Origin of the sequence: Kitasatospora fiedleri (assembly GCF_948472415.1) — a bacterium.
In the GTDB taxonomy this organism is placed as follows: domain Bacteria; phylum Actinomycetota; class Actinomycetes; order Streptomycetales; family Streptomycetaceae; genus Kitasatospora; species Kitasatospora fiedleri.
In genome coordinates this window covers 1168042-1191256 of record NZ_OX419519.1, presented here as the reverse complement: position 1 = coordinate 1191256, position 23215 = coordinate 1168042, and the positions used below count along the sequence as shown (strand labels likewise).

Here is a 23215-nt window from a genome sequence, read left to right as displayed (position 1 = left end):
GCGCGTTCGGAGACCTGGCCTTCACCGCCTTCGGCGAGCACGTGAAGGTCGCCGACATGACCGGCAACCTGATCGGGCTCGGCGCCCTGGCCCTCGGCTGGCGCCGCTCGGTGCTCACCTGGCCCGCCCAACTGCTGGCCGGCGCGGTGCTGATCACCGCCTTCCTCGGCGGGCAGGTGCCCGGCCTGATCGGCAAGCAGGTGATCGTCATCGTCGCCGCCGTCTGGGGCTGGACGCAGTGGAGCCGGGGCCGCCGCGACACCGGCCAGGTCGAGGTGCGCTTCGCCAACTGGCGCGAACGGGCCGTGCTGGTCGTCGCCACCGCGGCCGGCACCGCCGCCGTCGCCGCGCTCTTCCACGCCTTCCCGAAGCTGTCCTGGAACCCGCTGCTGGACGCGTACATCTTCGTCGGCACGCTGGCCGCGATGTACGCCCAGGCCCGCGGCTGGGTCGAGTTCTGGTTCGCCTGGATCGCCGTCGACCTGATCAGCGTCCCGTACTCGTACACCCACGGCTACGTCTTCTCGGCCCTCACCTTCAGCATCTACTTCGTCCTGGTGGTGGCCGGCCTGGCCAGCTGGTGGACGAAGGCCCGGGCGGCCCGCACCGCCCCGATCCCCACCGGAGCCGCCGCATGAGCGCCCAGCCCACCACCCCCCGGCCCGCCGCTTCCGGCCCCGCCGCCGGGCCGCTCGCCCTCGACCCGGTCGAGCGCGCCGTCGCCGACATCGCGCTCGGCCGCGCCGTGATCGTGGTCGACGACGAGGACCGCGAGAACGAGGGCGACATCGTCTTCGCCGCCTCGGCCGCCACCCCCGAACTGCTGGCCTTCACCGTCCGGCACTCCTCCGGCGTGATCTGCGTCCCGATGACCGGGGAGGAACTGGACCGGCTGAAGCTCCCGCCGATGACCCGGGTCAACGAGGACCGCAAGGGCACCGCGTACGCCGTCTCGGTCGACGCCCGCGACGGCGTCTCCACCGGCATCTCGGCCGCCGACCGGGCCCGCACCGTCAAGCTGCTCGCCACCGCCGGCACCGAGCCCACCGACCTCACCCGCCCCGGCCACGTCTTCCCGCTGCGCGCCGTCGACGGCGGCGTGCTGGTCCGCCCCGGCCACACCGAGGCCGCCGTCGACCTGGCCCGGCTCGCCGGGCTCCCCCCGGCCGGCGGCATCGCCGAGGTGGTCAACGACGACGGCACCATGGCCCGGCTGCCCGAACTGCACGCCTTCGCCCGCGAACACGGCCTGGCGATCATCTCGATCGAGGACCTGATCGCCTACCGCCGCCGCACCGAACTGCACGTCGACCGCGCCGCCGTCACCCAACTGCCCACCGAGCACGGCACGTTCACCGCCGTCGGCTACCGCGGCACGATCGACGGCACCGAGCACCTGGCCCTGGTGGCCGGCGGCCTGGACGCGGACGGCCGGCTCCCCGAGGGCGAGGACGTGCTGGTCCGGCTGCACTCCGAGTGCCTGACCGGCGACGTGTTCGGCTCGCTGCGCTGCGACTGCGGCCCCCAGCTGAGCGCCTCGCTGGCCGCCGTCGCCGCGGCCGGCCGCGGCGTGGTGCTCTACCTGCGCGGCCACGAGGGCCGCGGCATCGGCCTGGCCCACAAGCTGCGCGCCTACCAGCTCCAGGAGCAGGGCCTGGACACCGTCGACGCCAACCTTGACCAGGGCCTGCCCGCCGACGCCCGCGACTACTCGATCGGCGCCCAGATGCTCACCGACCTCGGCGTCCGCTCGCTGACCCTGCTCAGCAACAACCCGGCCAAGCAGACCGCGCTCACCGACCACGGCCTCAAGGTCGCCGCCCGCCGCCCGCTGCCCACCGCCGCGAGCGAGCACAACCTGCGCTACCTGCGCACCAAGCGCGACCGGATGGGCCACGACCTGCCGTGGCTGGAGGAGGACGACGGCAAGTAGCCGCCGCCCCCGCACCACCGCGAGCCCCGACCCGCCGCACGCCCCGCACCACCGCCAGCAACGAACCACCGCCAGCAACGAACAGAGGAAGACGAACATGGCCGGCCACGGAGCCCCCGTCCTGTCCCCGGAGAGCCTGGAGAACTGCGCCGACCTGCGGGTCGCGGTGATCGCCGCGCAGTGGCACGAGCAGGTGATGAACGGCCTGCTGGACGGCGCCCGGCGCGCCCTGAAGGACCTGGGCATCGGTGACGCGGCCGTGGTCCGCGTCCCGGGCACCTTCGAGCTGCCGGTCGCCGCCAAGCGGCTGGCCGCCGCCGGGTACGACGCGGTGGTCGCGCTGGGCGTGGTGATCCGCGGCGGCACCCCGCACTTCGACTACGTCTGCCAGGCCGCCACCGTCGGCCTGACCGAGGTCTCGGTGGACACCGGCGTCCCGATCGGCTTCGGCGTGCTCACCTGCGACACCGAGCAGCAGGCGCTGGACCGGGCCGGGCTGCCCGGCTCCGCCGAGGACAAGGGCCACGAGGCCGTCACCGCCGCCGTCGCCACCGCCGCCGCGCTGCGCGCGGCGCTCGCGCCCCGGAGCTGACCCCGCCCCTCCGCACCACCGCGGACGGCGGCCTCCCGCACCGTGGACGCCGTCCACCGGACCGTCCACGGTGCGGAACCGTTTACCGCCCGTCAGCCCGCACCCCGTAAGGTGAGCCCATCATGGCTTCCAAGACATTCGAGGAGCTCTTCGCCGAGCTCCAGCAGAAGGCCGCCACCGGCGACCCCGCGTCCTCCCGTACCGCCCAGCTGGTCCAGCAGGGCGTCCACGCGATCGGCAAGAAGGTCGTCGAGGAGGCCGCCGAGGTCTGGATGGCCGCCGAGTACCAGTCGTCCGAGGAGGCGGCGGAGGAGATCTCGCAGCTCCTCTACCACGTTCAGGTGATGATGCTCGCCCGCGGGCTGACGCTCGAAGACGTCTACAAGCACCTCTGACCCGCACCCCTGCACAAGCACCTCCAGCCGTTCCGTTCCACCGCCCGTCCGATCGCTCCACTGCTCGCCAACGCGAAGGGTCCGCCACTCATGCTCCGCATCGCCGTCCCCAACAAGGGTTCGCTCTCGGGTCCCGCGGCGGAGATGCTCCATGAGGCCGGCTACCGGCAGCGCAAGGAGGCCAAGGAACTCGTCCTGGTCGACCCGGACAACCAGGTCGAGTTCTTCTTCCTGCGCCCGCGCGACATCGCGGTGTACGTCGGCTCCGGCCGGCTGGACGTCGGCATCACCGGCCGCGACCTGCTGCTCGACTCGGCCTCGGAGGCCGAGGAGGTGCTGGCGCTCGGCTTCGCCGGCTCGACCTTCCGCTTCGCCAGGCCGGTCGGCGCGGAGCTCTCCGGCGTCCGGGACCTGGACGGCCTGCGGATCGCCACCTCGTACACCGGCCTGGTCGAGCAGCACCTCGCCGAGCACGGCGTGAAGGCCACCGTCACCAAGCTGGACGGCGCGGTGGAGACCGCCGTGCACCTGGGCGTCGCCGACGTGATCGCCGACGTGGTGGAGACCGGCACCAGCCTGCGCAACGCGGGCCTGGAGGTGTTCGGCGAGCCGATCCTGGTCTCCGACGCGGTGGTGATCCGCTCCAAGGGGGCCGGCGAGGACGCCGCGGTCGAGCAGTTCCTGCGCCGCCTGCAGGGCGTGCTGGTGGCCCGCCGCTACGTGCTGATGGACTACGACATCCGGGCCGAGAAGGTCGGCGAGGCCGTCGGCCTCACCCCGGGCCTGGAGTCGCCGACCGTCTCGCCGCTGCACACCGAGGGCTGGGTCGCGGTCCGCTCGATGGTGCTCCGCAAGGAGGCGCAGCGGATCATGGACGACCTGTGGGCGATCGGCGCCCGGGCCATCCTGGTCACCAACATCCACGCCTGCCGCATCTGACCCGCCACCGGGCGGGGCCGGCACCCCCGGTCCCGCCCCTCCTGGAGCCACCCGTGTCCACCCCCGCACCCGCCGCCCTGCCCGTCACCTGGACGCCCCGCCGCAACCGCGCCGTGCTGTACGCGCTGTGCGCCGTGCTAGTGGTGCTGTTCTCGGTGCTCGCCGTCGTGCTGCCGGAGAGCTGGCAGTTCAACGACCGGGTGATGATGGCCTGCTCCGGCCTGCTGTTCGCCGCGGTCGGCCTGATGCTGGCCCGCCCCAAGGTGGTCGCCGACGCCGAGGGCCTGACCGTGGTCAACTTCGTCCGCAGCCGCCGGCTCTCCTGGGCCGAGGTGGTCCGGGTCAACTTCCGGGCCGGTGACCCCTGGGTGGTGCTCGACCTCGCCGACGGCACCGCGCTGGCCGCCGTCGGCATCCAGCCCGGCGGCGGCCGGGAGCAGGCGATCCGGGCCGCCCGCGCCCTGCGCGACCTGGTCGAGGAGCGCGGCGCCGGCCGCGAGCAGCGGGCCTGACCCATCCCGGACGCCCGGGCCCGCCCCCGCCCAGACCGGCCCGACCCGCCCCCGGCCGGGCGAGTCCGACCCGCCCCCGGCCGGGCGAGTCCGACCCGCCTCCGGCCGGGCGGCCCTGACACGCCCCGGACGGGCGGGGCGGACCGGCCCGGAGAAGCGTTCGGGTATCGTCTAGGCTGGTAAAACCGCGGCAAAGCCCACTCGAGAACCGGGCTGCCCGCCTCCACCCGCGACCAGAGGAGTGACACCTCCCCTCGATGGACGATCCGTCCGGTAGTACCCGCGCCGCCGCGCACGTCTCCAGCCGGGGAAGGCGGGCGGCCCGATGACCACCGCCTGGCTCCTGCTGCTCGCGGCGTTCCTGCTCATCCTCGCCAACGGCCTGTTCGTGGCCGCCGAGTTCGCGTTCGTGACCGCCGACCGCGGCACCGTCGAACGCGCCGCGGCCGACGGCGACCGGCGGGCCAAGGGACTCTCCAAGGCCCTGCACAAGCTGTCCTTCCAGCTCTCCGGCGCCCAGCTCGGCATCACCATCACCTCGCTGGTGGTCGGCATGCTGGCCGAACCGGCGCTGTCCGTCCTGCTGAAGCCGGTGTTCACCGCGGTCGGCCTGCCCGACTCGGCGGCCCGCGGCACCGCGGTGGCCGTCGGCCTGGTGCTGGCCACCGTGATCCAGATGGTGATCGGCGAACTCGTCCCGAAGAACTGGGCGATCTCCCGCCCGATCCGGGTCGCCTACGCCGTGGCCGGCCCGCAGCGCGCGTTCTCCGCCGCCTGCCGGCCGCTGATCGCCTTCCTCAACGGCTCCGCCGACCGGATCGTCCGGGCCTTCGGCGTCGAGCCCCAGGAGGAGCTCGGCCACGCCCGCACCGCCGACGAACTCGTCGCGCTGGCCCGGCACTCGTACCAGGCCGGCGTCATGGACGAGCAGTCCGCGACGCTGTTCGTCCGCACCCTGGGCCTGGGCGAGCTGACCGCCCAGTCCGTGATGACCCCGCGGATCGACGTCGCGGCCCTCCAGCAGGACGCCACCGCGACCGACGTGCTCAACCTGACCCGGGCCACCGGGCTGAGCCGCTTCCCGGTGTACGCCGAGAGCCTGGACGAGGTCACCGGCACCGTCACCCTCAAGGACGCCCTCGCGGTCCCCGCCGCGCGGCGCGACCACACCAAGGTCCGCCACCTGTGCGCCCCGCCGCTGCTGGTCCCCGAGACCATGTCCGCCGAACGGCTGCTCGACCTGCTGCGCCGCCGCGAGCCGATGGCCGTGGTGGTCGACGAGTACGGCGGCACCGCCGGCGTCGCCACCATCGAGGACATCGTCGAGGAGGTGGTCGGCGAGGTCCAGGACGAGCACGACCCCGCCGACACCCCCGACCTGCGCCCGCTCCCCCCGCGGGACGACCTGCCGGTCTGGGACGCCGACGGCCGGGCCCGGCTCGACCAGCTCGCCAAGATCGGCCTGCACGCCCCCGACGGCCCGTACGAGACCCTCGGCGGCCTGCTCGCCGACCTGCTCGGCAAGCTCCCCGCCGTCGGCGAGCGCGCCCACCTGCCCGGCTGGGAGCTGACCGTGACCGCCGTCGACCGGCACCGCACCAGCCGGGTCGAGGTCCGCCGGGTGCACGAGGACGAGAACGACGACGAGGAGCGGGACCACCACCGATGAGCGCCCTGCAACTCGCCTTCTCGCTGCTCCTGCTGCTCGGCAACGCCTTCTTCGTCGGCGCCGAGTTCGCCGTCATCTCGGTGCGCCGCAGCCAGATCGAACCGCTCGCCGAGGCCGGCGACAAGCGCGCCCGCACCGTGCTGCACGCGCTGTCCAACGTCTCCGCGATGCTGGCCGCCGCCCAGCTCGGCATCACCGTCTGCTCGCTGCTGCTCGGCGCGCTCGCCGAACCGACCATCGCGCACCTGCTGGAGCCCGCCTTCCACGCGCTCGGCGTGCCCGAGTCGGCGATGCACCCGCTGAGCTACGCCATCGCGCTGAGCATCGTGGTGTTCCTGCACATGGTGATCGGCGAGATGGTGCCGAAGAACCTCGCCCTGGCCGGGCCGGAGCGGGCCGCGCTGCTGCTCGGCCCGCCGCTGGACCGGCTGGCCCGCTGGCTGGCCCCGTTCATCGCCTTCCTGAACGCCTTCGCCAACGGCGTGCTGCGGCTGTTCCGGGTCGAGCCCAAGGACGAGGTCGACTCGGTGGCCACCAGCGAGCAGCTGCTGCTGATGCTCACCGACTCCGGCGAGGCCGGGTTCCTCGACGACAGCCGCCGCGAACGCCTGGAGGACGCCCTGGAGATGGGCAGCCGCCCGGTCACCGAGGTGCTGCTCGACCCCGAGCAGCTGGTCACCGTCGGCCGCGAGGTCACCGGCGAGGAGATCCAGCGCCTCGCCGTGCGGACCGGCTTCTCCCGCTTCCCGGTCGCCGACGAGCACGGCGCCGTCCTCGGCTACCTGCACCTGAAGGACTCGCTGGAGGCCGACGACCTGGCCGCGCCGATCCCGGAGCGGCTGTGGCGGCCGATCACCGTGCTGCGGGCCGGCCTGCCGCTGGACGACGCGCTCGCCGCGATGCGCCGGGCCGCCGCCCACCTGGCCGCCGTGGTCGACCCGGACGGGCGCCAGCTCGGCCTGGTCGCCCTGGAGGACGTCCTGGAGGAGCTGGTCGGCGAGGTCCACGACCCCGACCACCGCCCGCCCGCCGCCGCCCAGCGCTGAGAGGGCCCCCGTTCCTGCGGCCGCGCGGCCGCAGGAACGGGGGCCCCGGGGGTGCGGGGGCGGTGCTACGCCACGGTGACCGTGACCGAGGTGAAGCCCAGCGAGCCCAGCAGGCCCGACAGCATCGCCTTGGTGTTGTTCTCCGCGGTCGCGGTCAGCTCGGTGTCCTTCGCCGCCTTGTCGATCTTCTCCACGGCCAGCAGCTCCACCTTGTGCTGGTCGTCGGAGGTGCTGGACGAGAACAGGTCGCCGAGCCGGTCGAACAGGCCGCGCTCCTGCGAGTACATGTAGGAGTGCTTGACGTCCAGCGCGGCGTCCGCGAGCTGCGCGTGCGGGATGGTGATGGACGCGGTGCGCCGGTCGTCGGAGACCTTCACCGAGTCCGGCCCGAGCTTGCCCAGGTCCACGTAGGCGCCGACGGTGCCCGCGCCCACGTACAGGCTGCGGGTGCCGAGGATCGCCGACGGCAGGAACTTGGCCTCGTTGGCGAGGTCCACGATGACCTGGAAGTTGCCGGTGGCCGCGTTGTAGCGGCTCATGTTCTGCACCGACTTGAGCACCGCGGGCTGGCTGCGGTCCACGCTCTTCTCGGCGAACGGGTTCGGCAGGCCGGCAGCCAGCCCAGCTGCCCGAGCCCCAGGAACAGGGCCAGGATCACGGCCAGCGTGACCGGCAGGGAGACGTACCAGGGCACCCGGCGGGGCCCGGCCGTCCGTACGCGTTCCGCTCTCGGCGCCGGGTCCTCGTCGTCCTCCCGGCCGGCGCGCTCCTCCCGGATGCCCTTCACTGGCGGCCGTCGATCAGCTCGCCGTACGCCTGCAGCAGGTCCGGCAACCGCAGGGTCGCCAGATCCTCCCGGGAGGGCACGCCGCGCTGCCCGGAGAGCCGCAGGTCCCGGTAGGCGCAGGACTTCTCGTACAGGGTGCGGATGAAGCGGCCGTTGCCGAGCTGGTCGATCCAGCCCTCGGCGACCACGTGTCCGCAGATCGAGGACAGTTCCTCGGCCGCGTCCACGTCCCAGCCGTCGCCGTCGGCCTGGGCCAACTTCAGGCCGATGTCGGCCAGTTCGGCGGGGCGGTAGGACGGGAAGTCGACCCGGGTGGTGAACCTGGAGTTCAGGCCCGGGTTCGTTGCCAGTAGTCGATTCATGCCGTCCGGGTACCCCGCAAGGATGATGACCAATCGGTCCCGGTTGTCCTCGGCCCGCTTGAGCAACACCTGCAGTGCCTCGTCGCCGTACGCGTCGCCCTTGCTGTAGCCGGAGTTGGCCAGCGAGTACGCCTCGTCTATGAACAGCACGCCGTCCAGCGCCGAGTCGATCAGCTCGTTCGCCTTCACCGCCGTCTGGCCCAGGAACTCGCCCACCAGGTCCGCCCGCTGGGCCTCCACCAGGTGGTCGCCGGAGAGCAGCCCGAGGGCGTGGAAGACCCGGCCGAGGATGCGCGCCACCGAGGTCTTGCCGGTGCCCGACGGCCCGGAGAACACGAAGTGCCGCTTGGGCGGCTGCACCGGCAGCCCGCGGTCCGCGCGCAGCCGGGCCATCCGCAACTGCGCGGACAGCGCCCGCACCTGGCGCTTGACCGGGTCCAGGCCGACCATCGCCTCCAGCTCGGCCAGCGCCTGGTCCAGCTCCAGCCGGGCGGCCGGGGCCGGGTTCGGGCCGGCCGGCGGGATCGCCTGCGCCATCGGCCAGTTGCCCAGCCGCGGCGTCAACGGCGAGGCGCCCGAGGCCCGTTCGGCCAGCTGGGCCCGGCCCGGCTCGGCCGCGCCCGGGGCGCCGTCCTCCTCGCACGCCTCCTCGCTCACCCCGCCGGACCCGCTGCGGAACTCCACCGGCTCCAGCTCCTCCAGCGCCCCGGCCGGCCCCGCCGCGCCCCGGTACTCGCCGAACGCCTCGCCGTCCAGCAGCCCGTCCTCGGCCGCGATCGCCGCCAGCCGCTGCGCGGTGTCCATGAACGCCGGGTCCGCCCGGTGCACCGCCCGGTACAGCGGCAGCGCCGCCGCGCTGCGCCCCGCCCCCTCGTACGCCCGGGCCAGCCAGTAGCGCAGCTCCTTGCGCTGCGGCTGCTCGGAGCGGCAGCGCGCCAGCGAGGCCGCCAGCGGGCGCTGGGCCTGCGCGCACATGTCCAGCCGGACCCGGGCCATGCCCGCGAACAGGCCCGCCTCGATGCCCAGCACCGGGTCGTCCAGCAGGCGGTCGGTGTCCCGGATCAGCTGCTCCCAGTCCTTGAGCAGGTAGGAGCGGCAGGCGTGCAGGAAGCGCACCGCGAGGTCCCGCTCCGGCGGCGGACAGTCCGTCAGCGCCTGCTCCAGCTCGGCCAGGTGGCGGCCGTCCAGCCAGTGCGAGGCGTGCGCCAGCGCCAGGTCCTGCGGGGTCTCCAGCACCGGCTGCACCCACCAGCCCAGCCAGTACCAGGAACTGAGCGGACGGCGGTGGCGCTCGCGCTGCTCGCCGAAGCGGTCGCGGTGCCGGTGCATCGCCAGCAGCGCGCCCGCGGTGTCGCTGCGCAGCGCGTGCAGCCCGAGCCAGGCGTCCGCCATGCCCGGGTCGACGTAGACCGCGGCGCGGAACTCCTCCTCCGCGCGGCGTACGAACCGGCCGTGTAGGCGTCCATGGCCCGCGACCAGGCGCGGTCGGCGTCCGGGTCGGGACCCGCCGCGGCGGGACCCTCGCCGCCGGAACTCTCCACCGTCACTGACGCCCCCCGCCAGACCTCGGGGCGCTCCTCTGCGCGCCTGCGTGGCATGGTACCGGCGCGGCGCTGATCCGGAAGGGTGCCGCGCGGCTCGAATGGCGCGAGACGATCGCATCCCGGCGGGGGCGGGGCCGGGCGGAGGGCAGGACGACGCCTCCGGCTCACGGGGGAACAAGCCGGAGGCGCCGTGTCTGTGGTTGCGGATTCAACTGATTTCCGCGACACGCAGAACTTAAATCCTGATGATGTCGCAGGTCAAGACCGGTCCGCCCGGTTCACTCAGGGTGCTCCCGGAGATCCGCCCGGTGACCCCGTCGACCCGCAGCGCTGCGTGCGGGCGGCTCGGGTCCGCCGCGAAGTGCGCGTCCTCCGCACGCGACCAACCCCCAGAACTCGGCCAGTTCCGGCCCGTCCCGCAGCCCGCGGGCCCGCGCCGCGGCCGGATCGAGCTCCATCCACAGCAGCGCCGCCAGGTGCGGGCGCACCTCCCGCCGGCCCGCGCCCACCCCCTCCAGCAGCACCACCGGCGCCACCGGTACCACCCGCTCGGCGGTGAAGGCCCGCGCCGTCCAGTCGTACACCGGGTGCCGGCCGCGACCCCGCGCGCCAGCGGCTCCAGCACGCCCGCGCGCAGCCGCTCCGTCCAGCCGAACGGCTCCTCGTGCGTGGCCAGGTCGTCCAGGTGCACCACCGGGGCACCGCCCAGCGCGGCGGCCAGCCGGCCGGTGAACGTGGTCTTGCCGGAGCCCGCGTGCCCGTCCACCGCGACCAGCCGCACCGGGCCCAGCGAGGGGCAGCGCGAGCAGGGCCGCGGCCGGTGCGGACAGCTCCGCGGGCCGGCGGGGAGGTCGGCGTCCATCCGGCCAAGGGTACGCGGGCCGGGCTCCGGGCTCCCGGCTCCGGGCTCCCGGCTCCGGGCTCCTGGTGTCAGGACGTCGGAAGGCCCGGTCCCGTACGCCGGGGGTGATCCCGGAGGGCGCCGCGGGCGGCACCCTCGCCGGGACGTCGGACCGGCCGGGCCGGTCCGGCTCTGCGGGCCGCGGCCGTCAGGCCGCGCGGCGGTCGCGCTGCGCGGGCACCAGCGCCCGCACCGGGCGGTGCGCCCCGGCGTGCGAGAACGGCTGGGTGCGCCAGTCCAGCGCGGACGGCAGCGCCACCAGGTTGTCCGGGCCGTCCGACCGCGGCGGCTCCTCGCACTCGGGCAGCTCGGCCGTCGGCAGGCCGGTGCCGGGGCAGATGGCCGGCTGGAAGGGGTTCCACGCGGAGGTCAGCACCGCGTGCTGGGGCAGGCGCTCCTCGTCCCCGATCAACGCGATCGGGCGGTCGCACTCCGGGCAGTGCACCCGGAAGCTCTCCCAGGTGTCGGCCGCGCCCGAGTCCGCCCCGAAGGGCGCCTCGAGCGCGCCGGGTTCGTCCTCGACGTCGGAACGCTGGTCGATGGAAGGCATCGTGATCCCCCTCGGATCGGGCCGGAACCTCTCGTCGTCCGGGCCACCAGCAGCACTTCCCAGTGACGGCACGTCATAACCCTGCACTCCGGCGCACGGTGATGCATTCCTTGTGTTCCTCGCCACATTCCGTTGGCATGTGCCCCCCGGATGCGCCCCCCAGCGAGCTGTCTGCACGGCCCGCCGCGATCGAGTAGGTTGACGCCTTGTGGAGGAACTCGACCAGCGCATCGTCCAGCTGCTGCTCCAGGACGGACGGATGAGCTACACCGACCTGGGCAAGGCCACCGGCCTGTCCACCTCGGCGGTGCACCAGCGGGTGCGCCGCCTCGAACAGCGCGGCGTCATCCGCGGCTACACCGCCATCGTCGACCCCGAGGCGGTCAACTTGGCACTCACCGCGTTCATCTCGGTCAAGCCCTTCGACCCCAGCGCGCCCGACGACACCCCCGAGCGGCTCGTCGGCCTGCCCGAGATCGAGGCCTGCCACAGCGTCGCCGGCGACGAGAACTACATCCTCAAGGTCCGCGTCCCCGGCCCCGGCCACCTGGAGGACCTGCTGGCCCGGGTCCGCTCCGCCGCGGGCGTCTCCACCCGCACCACCGTCGTCCTGTCCACCCCGTACGAGGCCCGCCCGCCCAAGCTCTGACCCGGTCGGGGGCGCGGTGTCCGCGGTGCGAGACTGGACGCCATGACCGAACGCACCGACCGGACCGTGCTGCTGCGCGGCGGCAACGTCTACAGCCCCGCCGACCCCTTCGCCACCGCCATGCTGGTCGAGGGCAACACGTCGCCTGGGTCGGCAGCGACGGAGCCGCCGAGGCGTACGCCGACACCGTCGACGAGATCGTCGAACTGGACGGCGCCCTGGTCACCCCCGCCTTCGTCGACGCCCACGTGCACGCCACCTCCACCGGCCTCGCGCTCACCGGCCTCGACCTCACCGACTGCGCCTCGCTCGCCGAGGCGCTGGACCGGATCGCCGCGTTCGCCGCCTCCTTCAGCGGCGGCGCCCTGATCGGCCACGGCTGGGACGAGACCCGCTGGCCCGAGCACCGCGCCCCCGCGCCGGCCGAACTCGACGCCGCCGCCGGCCCCGTGCCGCTCTACCTCTCCCGCACCGACGTCCACTCCGCCCTCGCCACCACCGCGCTGCGCGCCCTGGTGCCCGGCCTGGACGCGCTCCCCGGCCACCACCCCGACGGCCCGCTCACCCGCGACGCCCACCACGCCGTCCGGCAGGCCGCCCTCGCCCACCTCACCCCCGCCCAGCGCCGCGCCGCCCAGCACGCCACCCTGCGCCGCGCCGCCGAACTCGGCATCGGCACCCTGCACGAGTGCGCCGGACCGCAGATCTCCTCCGCCGAGGACCTCGCCGCCCTGCTCGCCCTCGCCGCCGAGACCGACGGCCCCGAGGTCTACGGCTACTGGGGCGAACTCGGCCCGAGGGCATCGAGACCGCCCGGCGGCTCGGCGCGGTCGGCGCCGGCGGCGACCTGTTCGTCGACGGCGCGCTCGGCTCGCACACCGCCTGCCTGCACGACCCCTACACCGACGCCCCGCACACCGGCGTCGCCTACCTCACCGCCGCCGAGATCGCCGACCACGTCACCGCCTGCACCGAGGCCGGCCTCCAGGCCGGCTTCCACGCCATCGGCGACGCCGCGATCGGCGCCGTCGTGGCGGGCGTGCGCGCCGCCGCCGACAAGCTCGGCCTCGACCGGGTCAAGGCCGCCCGCCACCGGGTCGAGCACGCCGAGGCCCTGACCTACGAGACGCTCGCCGCGTTCGCCGAACTCGGCCTCACCGCCTCCGTCCAGCCCGCCTTCGACGCCGCCTGGGGCGGCCCCGACGGCATGTACGCCGAACGCCTCGGCGCGGAGCGGGCCGCCGCCCTCAACCCCCTCGCCGCGATGCTGCGCACCGGCCTCCCGCTGGCCTTCGGCTCCGACGCCCCCGTCACCCCGCTCGACCCCTGGGGCACCGTCCGGGCCGCCGCCTTCCGGCACGCCGCCGCCTTCCACCGGCACCCTCGGCACCGCGACCGTCCTCGTCCGCGCCGCCTCACGCCCACACCCGCGGCGGCCACCGCGCCCTGGCCACGACGCCGACGGGCCTGCCCGCCGATCGCCTCCTACGCCGTCTGGGACACCGCCGACCTGGTCGTCCAGGCCCCCGACACCCGCATCGCGGCTGGTCCACCGACCCCCGCTCCGGCACCCCGGCCTGCCCGACCTCACCCCCGGCCACCCCCTCCCCACCTGCCTGCGCACCGTCGTCCGCGGCCGCACCGTCCACCGCCGCACCGCGTAGGGCCCGTCCCGGCGCGGACATTCGTCCAAGACCCGGGGGCGGCCCCGGCGCCAGGGTGGGGGCATCACCCGAGGAGAGAGGACGCGTGGGATGCCCGCCGACCCGATGGACCCGTTCGTTTCCGCGCTCGACCTGGCCGCCGCCGTCCGGCGGCGGAGGCGGACCGGTGAGGTCGCCGAGAACTACCTGCGCGGCGACCGCCTCGACCCGGCTGAACGCCTTCTGCCTCCGGGACGACGACGCGGTGCTGGCCGCCGCGGCGGCGGCCGAGGCCCGGGTGCGCCGGGCGGGGAAGGACGACCGGCTGCCGCCGTTCCGGGTGCCGCTGCCGGTGAAGACCTCGCCGACGTCGCGGGCTGGCCGACCACCTACGGCTCGCTGGGCACCTCGCGGGAGCCGGCCCCCCGACCGGGGCGGTGGTGCGGCGGCTGGTGGCGGCCGGGTTCGTGCTGATGGGCAAGACCACCACCTCGGAGTTCGGGCGCTGCCGTTCACCGAGAGCCCGGCGCTCGGATCTCCCGCAACCCGTGGGACACCGGACGCACCCCCGGCGGCTCCTCCAGCGGCGCCGGGGCCGCCGTCGCCGCCGGTATGGCCCCGATCGCGCACGCCGAGGACGGCGGCGGGTCGATCCGGGTCCCGGCCTCCTGCACCGGCCTGGTCGGGCTGAAGCCGACCCGCGGCCGGGTCGCCGAGGAGACCGTGCTGGTGGAGGGCCTGGCGCCAGCGGGGTGGTCAGCCGCACCGTGGCGGACACCGCCGCCGCCCTGGACGTGCTGCCCGGCACGACCCGGGCAGCTGGTGGTCGCCGCCCGCCCCCGCGCAGCACTACGCGCCGCGCTGGAGCGGCGCCCGCCGACCGGCCTGCGGATCGGCCACCTCACCGACTCCCCGATCGCCGATCACCGTCGACCCGGCCTGCCGGACGGCCGTCCAGCGGGCGCTGCACGCCCTGGAGGCCGCCGGGCACCACGTGGTCGACACCGCGCTGCCGCTGCCGCCGACCGAGGAGCTGGTCGGCGCCTTCACCACCGTCTGGAACACCGGCGCGGCGGGCGTCCCGCTCACCGACCCGGACCGGGTCGAACCGCACAACCGGGCCCTGCGGGACGCCGCGCACGCCGTCGACTCCTGGGCCTACGCGCAGGCCGTGCAGCGCGCCCAGCGGCTCTCCCGCGCCCTGGTGGAGGGCTTCCTGGCCGGGTTCGACCTGCTGGTCACCCCCACCATGGCCTGCCTGCCGCCGCGGATCGGCGCCTGGCGGGCCGGGACCGCCGAGGACCCGGCGGCCGCGCTCCGCAACGCCTACCCGATGGGCGTGTTCACCTCGGTGTTCAACGTCACCGGCCAGCCCGCGCTCTCGCTGCCGCTGCACCAGGACCCGGCCACCGGCCTGCCGGTCGGCGTCCAGCTGGTCGCCGCCCCCTGGCGCGAGGACCTGCTGCTCCAGGTCGCCCGCACCCTGGAGGAGGCGCTGCCCTGGTCCGGACGCCGCCCGCCGGTCGGCCGCTGACGGGCCGTCGGCCGCGCGGGGCGGCCGGGGAGTGAGGTACCTTTCCTGGGACGTCGAACGAGTGGAACGCGCGTGCGCCCCTCCCCGGCGCGGAGACGATCCGAGGTAGAGAGGTGGTGCGCAGTGGCACTGCCCGTTTCGCAGGAGCAGCCGGTGGCCGAGCAGGACGCGGAGCCGCCGGCGCCCGGCCGGGCGGCGCGGGGCGGGAGGGGCGGACGGCCGCGCGCCTGGTGGGGCCGGACCGTCCTGGCCGCGCTCTGCGGCCTGGCCCTGGCGTTGGCCTTCCCGCCGTTCGACGGTGGCCGCTGTCGGTCCTCGCGGTGGCCGGCCTGGCGCTGCTGACCCGGGCCGCCGGGCCCGGCACGGCGCCTGGCTGGGCTTCGCCTTCGGCGTCCCGTTCTTCGTGGTGCTGCTGTCCTGGCTGCGCCCGGTCGGCTGGGACGCCGCCGTCGGCCTGTCGCTGATCGAGGCGCTGTTCCTGGCGCTGATGGGCGCGGGCACGGCGCTGACTCGAAGCTGCGCGGCTGGCCGCTGTGGGCCGGTGCTCTGGGTCACCCAGGAGTGGATGCGCGACCGGCTGCCGTTCGGCGGCTTCCCGTGGGGCCGGCTGGCGTTCGCCAACACCGCCAGCCCGTTCACGCCGCTCGCGACGACACGGTGAAGGTCGCCCTCGTCCAGGCAACGTGGACCGCCCCGGCATGGACTTCCTGGGCCGCCCGATGGAGGTGCTGGACAACCACGCCACCGCCACCGAGAAGCTCGCCGCCCCGTCGCCGCGGGCACGGCGCCCAAGCCGGACGCGTCGTGATCTGGCCGGAGAACGCCTCCGACCTCGACCCGTTCACCGACCCGGCGGCCTACGCCCGGATCGACGCGCGGCGTCAAGGCGGTCGCGGCGTCCCCACCCTGGTCGGCGCGCTGGTCGACGGCCCCGACGAGCAGCACGTCCAGAACGAGGGCATCGTCTGGGACCCGGCGACCGGCCCCGCGCGCCTCCTACACCAAGCAGCACCCGGTCCCGTTCGGCGAGTACGTGCCGTTCCGCACCGAGCTGTCCAAGGTGATCAGCCGCCTCCAGCGGGTCGCCCGGGACTTCTACCCCGGCGACCACAACGGCGTCATGCAGCTCGGCCCGGCCCGGATCGGTGACGTGATCTGCTTCGAGGTGGCGTACGACGAGATCGTCCGGACGCGGTCGACCAGCGGCGGCGGTGATCGTCGTGCAGACCAACAACGCCACGTACAACAACACCGGGCAGACCGAGCAGCAGCTGGCGATGTCCCGGCTGCGGGCGGTCGAGCACGGGCGGGCGGTGCTGATCGCGGCGACCAGCGGCGTCTCCGCGGTGATCACCCCGGACGGCGCGGTGCAGCAGCGCACCGGCGAGATGGAGCAGGCCGTGCTGAACGCGGTGGTGCCGCTGCGCGACGGGAGGACCGTCGCGGACCGGGTCGGTGCCGCGCCGGAGTGGACGCTGGCCCTCGGCGGCGTGCTGGCCTGCGCGTTCGCGGTGGCCGGCGGGGGGCGGAGGGTGGAGCGCGCGGCCTGACCGGCCGCGGGCCGACGGCCCCGGGTGCGCGCCGCGGAACACGGCGGGCCCCGGGGCCGTTGTGCTGGGTGGTGCGTGGACGCGGCCGGAGAGGCCGGCCGCCGCGGAGGGCACCGCGAGGAGTGGATTCGTACCGTGTCCCGGCAAGCAACCCCGGCCCGCCGCGGCCGGCTCGCCCGAACCGTGCCGCTGCTGGTCGTCGCCTGGCTGGTGCTGGAGATCTGGCTGGTCACCGTGGTGGCCGGCTGGATCGGCTGGTTCCCGACCCTGCTGCTACTGGTTGCCGGGGTGTTCCTCGGCGGCGCGGTGATCAAGCGCGCCGGGGCGCGGGCCTTCCGGGCCGCCGTCGAGCTGTCCAGGGACCCGCAGTCCGCGCAGCCGCAGACCGGCACGTCGATGACGGTGCTGGCCGGCCTCCTGCTGATGGTCCCCGGCTTCCTGTCCGACCTGCTGGCGGTGACCTTTCTGCTGCCGCCGACCCGGGCCGTGTGGCGCGCCGTCGGCCGCCGGATCACCGGCTCGGCGCTGCGCTCCACCACCCCGGTCGGCGCGGACCGGTTCGCCGACGCGGTGCGCCTGCAGGAGCAGCTGCGCATCCACCGGCCCGACGGCAAGGTCGTCCAGGGCGAGGTCGTCGACCCGCCGGCCGGCCCGCACGGCTCCGCCGACCCGTCCGGTCCCTCCGGCCCGGACACCGGGTACCGCCCGCCGATCGCGCCCTGACGCTCCGTCGGGCGTTCCCGCGCACTCTCTCTCCTCCCGCGTACGCGGGAACGCCGAAGGGCCCCGGTTCCCCGGGGCCCTTCGGCGGTGGTGCGGCGCCGGTCCGTCAGGCGGACTTGCGCGAGTCGCGCGGGTGGATCGCCAGGTTCATCCCGCCCGAGCGCAGGACGGCCAGGCGCTCGGCCAGGACCTCCTCCAGCTCCTCGCGAGTCCGGCGCTCCATCAGCATGTCCCAGTGGGTGCGGGTGGGCTTGGTCTTCTTCTCCTCCGGCTCCTCGCCGTCGAGGAGGGCGGCCTCCTGGCCGCAGAAACGGCATTCCCACACCATGGGAATCTCCGCCTCCACCGAGAACGGGACCTCGAAGCGGTGTCCGTTCTGACATGCGTACTCAACGGTCTGGCGGGGTGCCAGGTCAATACCGCGGTCGGTCTCGTAGCTGGTCGCCCCGAGTCGCGTGCCGCGGAGAGCTCGCTCGCTCATGAATCGTGCCTCCCGGGCTTCTTGCCCACAGGACTAGTGGTCGCTGTCTTCGTCGCTGGGTCCAACGCGCGACCTCCGACGAAGATTCCCGTCCGGGACATACGTCGCCTGTCGTGCCGCCCCTGTTTGTACCCATGGTCGCCCGTTTTGTCACATCTGGGCGGTGTTATCACCCGGCGTGTCACATTTTGTGCACTTATGGTCCGCCGAAGGGCGTCGGGCCCGACCGGTCTTCTTACCAGACCGGGCGCGGACTAACCTGCGCCGCGTCCTTCGTCAGATCGGTCGGCCGTGGCTGCGGCTCGCGCGCCGACCGGCTCGGCGCGCGGCCGACCCGGCACCGACCGGATCGGCGACCGCCGGGGCTGCCGCCTCGGTGCGGGTGTCGCGGTGCGGCAGCAGGGCGACCACCGCGTCCCGCAGCGCGGCCGGGGCGTCCTCGTCCAGCGGGTCGACGGTGACCGGGACCTGGAGCCGGACCGGCGCGGCGGCGCCGATCCGGGCGTAGCCGCGGCCGGGCGGGGTGTGCGCGGCGGGCGCGATGTCCAGCGGGCCGCCGAGCGCCGCCGCGCCGGAGTCGACGGTGACCGGCCGAGCACCACCCGGGCCCGGGCGCAGGCGTGGACGGTCGCGGAGATCCGGTCCCGGGCGTCCAGCGCGTCCACGAACACCACCGTGACCCGGGCCGCCCGGCCGTGCCGCAGCGGCACCTCCAGCAGCTCCTGCGGGTCGCCGCGGCCCTCGGCGTGGGCGAGTTCGGACAGCTCGGTGAGGTGGTCGAGCAGGATCCACAGCGGGCGGGTGACGTCGGCGGGCGCGGCCAGCCCGTGGTGCCGGGCGGCGTTCAGCGCGACCAGCCGGCGCTCGTCTCCTGCGCGCACCACTCCAGCGCGGCGAGCGCCCCGTGCAGGCTGGTCTCCACGGTGTGCACGCCCGGACGGTTCACCAGGCAGGCGTGCTCGCCGGTGCTCGCCCCGTCCACCACCACCAGGTCACCGTGCGGCAGCGCCTGCAGGGCGATCGAGCGCAGCAGCGTCGAGGTGCCGTGGCCGGGCGCGCCCAGCGCCAGCAGGTGCGCTCGGCCGAGCGCGGCCCGACCCGCCCACACCACCGGCGGCTGCTGCCGGTGACGCCGCCCTGCTCGACCGGGATGGTGCGCGGGCTGCCCGCGCCGTCGGTGAAGCCCAGGACGATCTCGCCCGGCGCGGTGACGAAGCGCTGCGCGGCGATGTCGGCGGGCAGCGGGGCCAGCGCCGTCACCGCAGCCGGTTGGACTCCTCGTCCCAGTCGAAGCGGTACTCGCGCGAGCGGCCCGCCTTACCCTGCACCACCTGCTCGATCCGGGCCCGGGCGGCCGGCTCGGTGTCGGTGAAGTACGCCGGTAGACGATGTCCAGCGGCCAGCCGCCCGTCCGGTCGAACGCCCAGTCCGCGAACACCGCCTTCCACTCGCCGTCCACCCGGTACAGCGCGCCCGGGTCGTCGTAGCCGCCGAAGTACGGGGTGAGCGCCGCGTACAGCGCGGGCAGCTTGACGTCGGCGGCCTTTGGCTCGGGCACCGACGGGGACTTGGGGCTGCGGCCGACCAGGCGGCGGAGGCGACCAGGGCGACGATCGCCAGCAGCGGGCCGTGCGGCAGCAGGAAGACGCCGAGCACCACGGCCGCGCCGACCAGCAGCGTCGGGCCGCGCCGCTCCTTCGGGGTGGCCGCCCAGCGGTCCTTGGCCCACTCGGCGTGGCGGCGCAGGCCGCGGCCGATCAGGGCCAGCGGGGCGAACACGTCGGCGGCGTGGTCGCCGGCGCTGCGGGCGAGGTCGCGGCCCCGGGTGAAGTGGCGGGTGAGGGACATGCGGGCTCCGGAGGGCGGGGAGGGGAACGAACGGGCACGGGGACGGGCGCGGGGAGCGGCGGCGGGGACGGCCGCCGGGAACGGCGGTGGCGGGCTGACGGGTGATCAGCCCGGCGGGGCTGGCAGAAGGCCCGGGGCGGTGGGATGTCCGCGCCCGGGCCGTAAGGAGCAGGGACCGCTCAGAACTTCAGGCCGCCGATCAGGCTGGCCAGGCTCGCGCCGCCCGCCTGGATGGTCGGCGCGATCGAGGAGCCCGCGACGTAGAAGCCGAACAGCGCGCAGACCAGTGCGTGGGAGATCTTCAGCCCGTCCCGGCGGAAGAAGAGGAAAGCGATCACACCGAACAGGACGATGCCGGAGATGGAGAGAATCACGGGATTGCTCCTCACGAGGGGCGGGGACAGTGTGTACAGAAAGTGCCTTCATGGTGACAAGAAGTAATAGATGATGGGGTGCGGCAAACGGGTGGATCTCACCCGAGCACCCGGATCGGCGGTATACGTTCCGCGAGGCGGGGATGCACAGGGCCAGTGGATCGCACCGGCGCACTCAGGCGTCCCCGCGCCTGGCGCGACCGCGCTCCGCGCACCCGGAATTCGCCCGAACGGCCGTGCCGCGCCGCGCCGGACGGTGCGCCGCGGGGCGTCCGCTAGCGTTCGCGTGGCACCACCAGGACGATCAGCGGCCCGCGCGGCCGCCCACCGGAAGGCGGAACACCCCATGACCGATCCCACCGTGCAGCCCGATGAGGACGTCATCGCCCTGGCCGGGCGGCTCTTCGAGGCCGCCCGCACCGGGGACGCGGCGCTGCTCGCCGCCTACCTCGACGCCGGCACCCCGCCGACCTCACCAACGACCGCGGCGACACCCTGCTGATGCTCGCCGCCTACCACGGCCACGCCGCCGCCGTCACCGCCCTGCTGGAGCGCGGCGCCGGGCCAACCGGGCCAACGACCACGGCCAGACCCCGCTGGCCGGCGCCGTCTTCAAGGGCGCCACCGAGGTCGTCGACGCCCTGCTCGCGCACGGCGCCGACCCGCGGGCCGGGGCGCCCTCCGCGCTGGACGCGGCCCGGATGTTCGGCAAGGACGACCTGATCGCCCGCCTCACCCGCGCCTGAGCCCCGGCCCGGCTCTCCTGCGCGGCTCCGGTAGGACCCCGACCCGGTTCCTGCCCGGTTCCTGCGCGGCTCCTCACCTGGCGGTTCACCCGCCCCCGGCGCCGGGCGGGCCGGGGGCGGGCCCGTACCCTTGGGCGCCATGGAGATCCGCACCACCGGCTTCGGACACCCCGACGCCCAGCAACTCGCCGCCGAGGTCCAGCAGGAGTACGTCCGCAGGTACGGCGACGGCGACCAGACCGCCGTCCACACCGACCACTTCGACCCGCCCGCCGGGCTGTTCGTGATCGGCTACCAGGACGGGCGGCCGGTGGCCTGCGGCGGCTGGCGGGCCAAGGAGCGGGACGCGGACGGGCTGCGCGACGGCGACGCCGAACTCAAGCGGATGTACGTCGTCCCCGACGCCCGCGGCCGGGGCCACGCCCGCGCGGTGCTGCGCCACCTGGAGGCCGCCGCGGTCGCCGCCGGGCGGACCCGGCTGGTGCTGGAGACCGGCACCCTGCAGCCGGAGGCGATCGCGCTCTACACCTCCGAGGGCTACGCCGAGATCCGCAAGTTCGGCTACTACAAGGACCACGAGCAGAGCGTCTGCATGGGCAAGGAGCTGGTCGCCGTCCCCGTGGCGCAGCCCGCTGACGTGCGGTAGCTGTAACTTTCTTGACGGCGGAGCCGGTCGGGGCGGCCGCGGACCCGGGGCCGGGGCCGCGGCCGCCGCGTCGTTTCCGGCTCCCGCTGCAGGTCGGGGCGGTGGGCGTCGAAGGACGGTCGAACGTCCGTCGAAATTTTCGGAGTCGGCCCGGCGGCGGCCGGTGGCGGCCGGCCCCGGCGCTCCGTTGCCGGGGCCGCGCGGGCCGCCGTACGGTCCGTGCACCCCACCCACCCCCTCGGAAGGGACCCACCATGGCTGCACAGTTGCGCGCAGCTCGCCGGCCCGGGCGCGCCCTCGCGGCGCTGGCCCTCGCCGCCGCCGGCGGACTGCTGGCCGCCGCCACCGTCGGCAGCGGACCGGCCGGCGCCGCGGGCACCACCCTGCGCGACCTCGCCGAGGCCAAGGGCGGCTACTTCGGCACCGCCCTGACCCAGTCCAACCTGAACAGCTCCACCATCACGGCGATCGCCGGCACCCAGTTCGACATGGTCACCCCCGGCAACGAGATGAAGTGGGACACCACCGAACCCTCCGCCGGGAACTTCAACTTCGGCCCCGGCGACCAGATCGTCTCCTTCGCCAAGGCCCACAGCATGCGGGTGCGCGGCCACACCCTGGTCTGGCACAGCCAACTGCCCGGCTGGGTCGGCAGCCTGCCCACCGCCCAGGTGAAGGCCGCGATGGAGAACCACATCACCACCGAGGCCACCCACTACAAGGGCCAGGTCTACTCCTGGGACGTCGTCAACGAGCCGTTCAACGAGGACGGCACGCTGCGCACCGACGCCTTCACCAACGCGATGGGCTCCGGCTACATCGCCGACGCGCTGCGCACCGCGCGCGCCGCCGACCCGAACGCCAAGCTCTACCTGAACGACTACAACATCGAGGGCCTGGGCGCGAAGAGCGACGGCATGTACCAGCTGGTCTCCTCGCTCAAGCAGCAGGGCGTGCCGATCGACGGCGTCGGCTTCGAGAGCCACTTCATCGTCGGCCAGGTCCCCAGCACCCTGAAGGCCAACATCCAGCGCTTCACCGCGCTCGGCGTGAACGTCGCCATCACCGAGCTGGACGACCGGATGCCCGTCCCGGCCAGCGCCGCCAACCTCGCCCAGCAGGCCACCGACTACGCCAACGTGGTCAACTCCTGCCTGGCGGTGACCGGTTGCGTCGGCGTCTCGCAGTGGGGCGTGGGCGACCCGGACTCGTGGATTCCGGACTTCTTCTCCGGCTACGGCGCGGCCACCATGTACGACAACAACTACCAGCCGAAGGCCGCCTACAACGCGGTGGTGACGGCGCTCGGCGGCAGCACCTCCTCGCCGTCCCCGTCGCCGTCCTCCTCCGCCTCGCCCTCGCCGTCCTCGTCGCCGTCCTCGTCGCCCTCCTCCTCGCCGTCGGTGCCGCCGACCGGCGCGGCGTGCAAGGTCAGCACCCAGGTCAGCGCCTGGAACACCGGCCTGACCGAGAACGTCACGATCACCAACACCGGCGGCAGCGCCGTGAACGGCTGGAAGCTGACCTTCGCGCTGCCCGGCGGGCAGAGCGTCACCAACGCCTGGAACGCCACCGTCAGCCCGGCCGCCGGCCAGGTCGGCGCGAGCAACCTGTCGTACAACGCGGCGATCCCGGCCGGGGGCTCCACCACCTTCGGCTTCCAGGCCAACCACACCGGCAACGCCGCCGCGGCGAGCGGCTTCGCCCTCAACGGGGTGGCCTGCGCGGCCGGTTGAGCCGGACGGCCGTCCGGACGGTCCGGGCCCGCCGGGCTGAGTCCGCCGGGCCGAA

The 23215-nt window shown here is 74.7% G+C and carries 24 protein-coding genes and 4 pseudogenes; 19 read left to right on the top strand and 9 right to left on the bottom strand.

Annotation, left to right across the window (positions count from 1 at the left end; translation table 11 throughout):
* Positions 1-56 precede the first annotated feature (56 nt).
* The 8 genes from QMQ26_RS05830 to QMQ26_RS05795 all read left to right on the top strand — a co-directional run bounded on the left by QMQ26_RS05830 (position 57) and on the right by QMQ26_RS05795 (position 7086).
* A complete protein-coding gene (locus QMQ26_RS05830) occupies positions 57-638 on the top strand; it encodes a nicotinamide mononucleotide transporter family protein (protein ID WP_282206436.1) in 582 nt (193 codons plus the stop codon).
* Positions 635-1933 carry a bifunctional 3,4-dihydroxy-2-butanone-4-phosphate synthase/GTP cyclohydrolase II gene (locus QMQ26_RS05825; protein WP_282204993.1) on the top strand — a complete coding sequence of 433 codons (1299 nt, stop codon included), beginning with the start codon at positions 635-637 and terminating at the stop codon, positions 1931-1933. Before QMQ26_RS05830 ends, QMQ26_RS05825 begins: the two co-directional genes overlap by 4 nt.
* A gap of 97 nt (positions 1934-2030) precedes the next feature.
* Positions 2031-2525, top strand: coding sequence for a 6,7-dimethyl-8-ribityllumazine synthase (gene ribH, locus QMQ26_RS05820; protein ID WP_282204992.1), 495 nt, complete (start codon positions 2031-2033; stop codon positions 2523-2525).
* Between the two features lie 122 nt (positions 2526-2647).
* A complete protein-coding gene (locus QMQ26_RS05815) occupies positions 2648-2920 on the top strand; it encodes a phosphoribosyl-ATP diphosphatase (RefSeq protein WP_100835153.1) in 273 nt (90 codons plus the stop codon).
* Between the two features lie 90 nt (positions 2921-3010).
* Entirely contained in the window at positions 3011-3859 is an 849-nt protein-coding gene (gene hisG, locus QMQ26_RS05810) for an ATP phosphoribosyltransferase (RefSeq protein ID WP_100835152.1), read from the top strand.
* A 53-nt stretch (positions 3860-3912) separates the two neighbouring features.
* Positions 3913-4371, top strand: coding sequence for a PH domain-containing protein (locus QMQ26_RS05805; protein WP_100835151.1), 459 nt, complete (start codon positions 3913-3915; stop codon positions 4369-4371).
* Between the two features lie 325 nt (positions 4372-4696).
* Complete coding sequence (locus tag QMQ26_RS05800; RefSeq protein ID WP_282204991.1) at positions 4697-6040, top strand: hemolysin family protein; 1344 nt, start codon at positions 4697-4699, stop codon at positions 6038-6040.
* Positions 6037-7086: a hemolysin family protein gene (locus QMQ26_RS05795; protein ID WP_100835149.1), complete on the top strand. Its 1050-nt coding sequence runs from the start codon at positions 6037-6039 to the stop codon at positions 7084-7086. Before QMQ26_RS05800 ends, QMQ26_RS05795 begins: the two co-directional genes overlap by 4 nt.
* A 65-nt stretch (positions 7087-7151) precedes the next feature.
* On the opposite strand, the gene QMQ26_RS05790 is transcribed toward QMQ26_RS05795, so the two are convergent.
* From QMQ26_RS05790 to QMQ26_RS05775, 4 genes and pseudogenes are all read right to left on the bottom strand, one after another.
* Positions 7152-7667, bottom strand: coding sequence for a DUF4230 domain-containing protein (locus tag QMQ26_RS05790; protein WP_318552202.1), 516 nt, complete (start codon positions 7665-7667; stop codon positions 7152-7154).
* A gap of 202 nt (positions 7668-7869) precedes the next feature.
* Complete coding sequence (locus QMQ26_RS05785; RefSeq protein ID WP_404814074.1) at positions 7870-9627, bottom strand: AAA family ATPase; 1758 nt, start codon at positions 9625-9627, stop codon at positions 7870-7872.
* A 387-nt stretch (positions 9628-10014) separates the two neighbouring features.
* Positions 10015-10641: pseudogene (locus QMQ26_RS05780) on the bottom strand (uridine kinase family protein).
* A 187-nt stretch (positions 10642-10828) separates the two neighbouring features.
* Entirely contained in the window at positions 10829-11230 is a 402-nt protein-coding gene (locus QMQ26_RS05775) for a hypothetical protein (protein ID WP_100835146.1), read from the bottom strand.
* 208 nt (positions 11231-11438) lie between these two features.
* On the opposite strand from QMQ26_RS05775, the gene QMQ26_RS05770 reads away from it, so the two are divergent.
* From QMQ26_RS05770 to fxsA, 8 genes and pseudogenes are all read left to right on the top strand, one after another.
* Positions 11439-11879 (top strand): Lrp/AsnC family transcriptional regulator, encoded by a 441-nt coding sequence (locus tag QMQ26_RS05770; RefSeq protein ID WP_100835145.1) that lies wholly within the window; start codon positions 11439-11441, stop codon positions 11877-11879.
* A gap of 42 nt (positions 11880-11921) precedes the next feature.
* Positions 11922-13543 (top strand): annotated as a pseudogene (locus tag QMQ26_RS05765) (amidohydrolase).
* Between the two features lie 513 nt (positions 13544-14056).
* Positions 14057-14191: pseudogene (locus QMQ26_RS38155) on the top strand (amidase family protein); the annotation flags it as partial.
* Positions 14192-14444: 253 nt separating this feature from the next.
* Positions 14445-15056 carry an amidase family protein gene (locus QMQ26_RS05760; protein WP_282206435.1) on the top strand — a complete coding sequence of 204 codons (612 nt, stop codon included), beginning with the start codon at positions 14445-14447 and terminating at the stop codon, positions 15054-15056.
* A gap of 123 nt (positions 15057-15179) precedes the next feature.
* The gene (locus tag QMQ26_RS05755; protein ID WP_282204990.1) at positions 15180-15398 is read left to right on the top strand and encodes a hypothetical protein; all 219 of its coding nucleotides are present in this window, start codon (positions 15180-15182) and stop codon (positions 15396-15398) included.
* Complete coding sequence (locus tag QMQ26_RS05750; protein WP_282204989.1) at positions 15355-15717, top strand: hypothetical protein; 363 nt, start codon at positions 15355-15357, stop codon at positions 15715-15717. The genes QMQ26_RS05755 and QMQ26_RS05750 overlap by 44 nt, the downstream gene beginning before the upstream one ends.
* A 550-nt stretch (positions 15718-16267) precedes the next feature.
* Positions 16268-16606 carry a carbon-nitrogen hydrolase family protein gene (locus tag QMQ26_RS05745; protein ID WP_282204988.1) on the top strand — a complete coding sequence of 113 codons (339 nt, stop codon included), beginning with the start codon at positions 16268-16270 and terminating at the stop codon, positions 16604-16606.
* 135 nt (positions 16607-16741) lie between these two features.
* Complete coding sequence (fxsA, locus tag QMQ26_RS05740) at positions 16742-17329, top strand: FxsA family membrane protein (RefSeq protein WP_282204987.1); 588 nt, start codon at positions 16742-16744, stop codon at positions 17327-17329.
* Between the two features lie 106 nt (positions 17330-17435).
* On the opposite strand, the gene QMQ26_RS05735 is transcribed toward fxsA, so the two are convergent.
* From QMQ26_RS05735 to QMQ26_RS05715, 5 genes are all read right to left on the bottom strand, one after another.
* Positions 17436-17810, bottom strand: coding sequence for an RNA polymerase-binding protein RbpA (locus QMQ26_RS05735; RefSeq protein ID WP_282204986.1), 375 nt, complete (start codon positions 17808-17810; stop codon positions 17436-17438).
* 254 nt (positions 17811-18064) lie between these two features.
* A complete protein-coding gene (locus QMQ26_RS05730; protein ID WP_282204985.1) occupies positions 18065-18691 on the bottom strand; it encodes a hypothetical protein in 627 nt (208 codons plus the stop codon).
* Entirely contained in the window at positions 18655-18921 is a 267-nt protein-coding gene (locus QMQ26_RS05725) for a hypothetical protein (protein ID WP_282204984.1), read from the bottom strand. Before QMQ26_RS05725 ends, QMQ26_RS05730 begins: the two co-directional genes overlap by 37 nt.
* Positions 18922-19066: 145 nt before the next feature.
* Complete coding sequence (locus tag QMQ26_RS05720) at positions 19067-19258, bottom strand: hypothetical protein (RefSeq protein WP_282204983.1); 192 nt, start codon at positions 19256-19258, stop codon at positions 19067-19069.
* A gap of 579 nt (positions 19259-19837) precedes the next feature.
* Positions 19838-20032: a hypothetical protein gene (locus tag QMQ26_RS05715; protein WP_100835141.1), complete on the bottom strand. Its 195-nt coding sequence runs from the start codon at positions 20030-20032 to the stop codon at positions 19838-19840.
* A gap of 346 nt (positions 20033-20378) precedes the next feature.
* Between QMQ26_RS05715 and QMQ26_RS05710 the strand changes: the two are divergent.
* From QMQ26_RS05710 to QMQ26_RS05700, 3 genes and pseudogenes are all read left to right on the top strand, one after another.
* A pseudogene (locus QMQ26_RS05710) lies at positions 20379-20778 on the top strand (ankyrin repeat domain-containing protein).
* 139 nt (positions 20779-20917) lie between these two features.
* Positions 20918-21424, top strand: coding sequence for a GNAT family N-acetyltransferase (locus tag QMQ26_RS05705; RefSeq protein WP_282204982.1), 507 nt, complete (start codon positions 20918-20920; stop codon positions 21422-21424).
* Positions 21425-21678: 254 nt separating this feature from the next.
* Entirely contained in the window at positions 21679-23160 is a 1482-nt protein-coding gene (locus QMQ26_RS05700; protein ID WP_282204981.1) for an endo-1,4-beta-xylanase, read from the top strand.
* Positions 23161-23215: the final 55 nt, after the last annotated feature.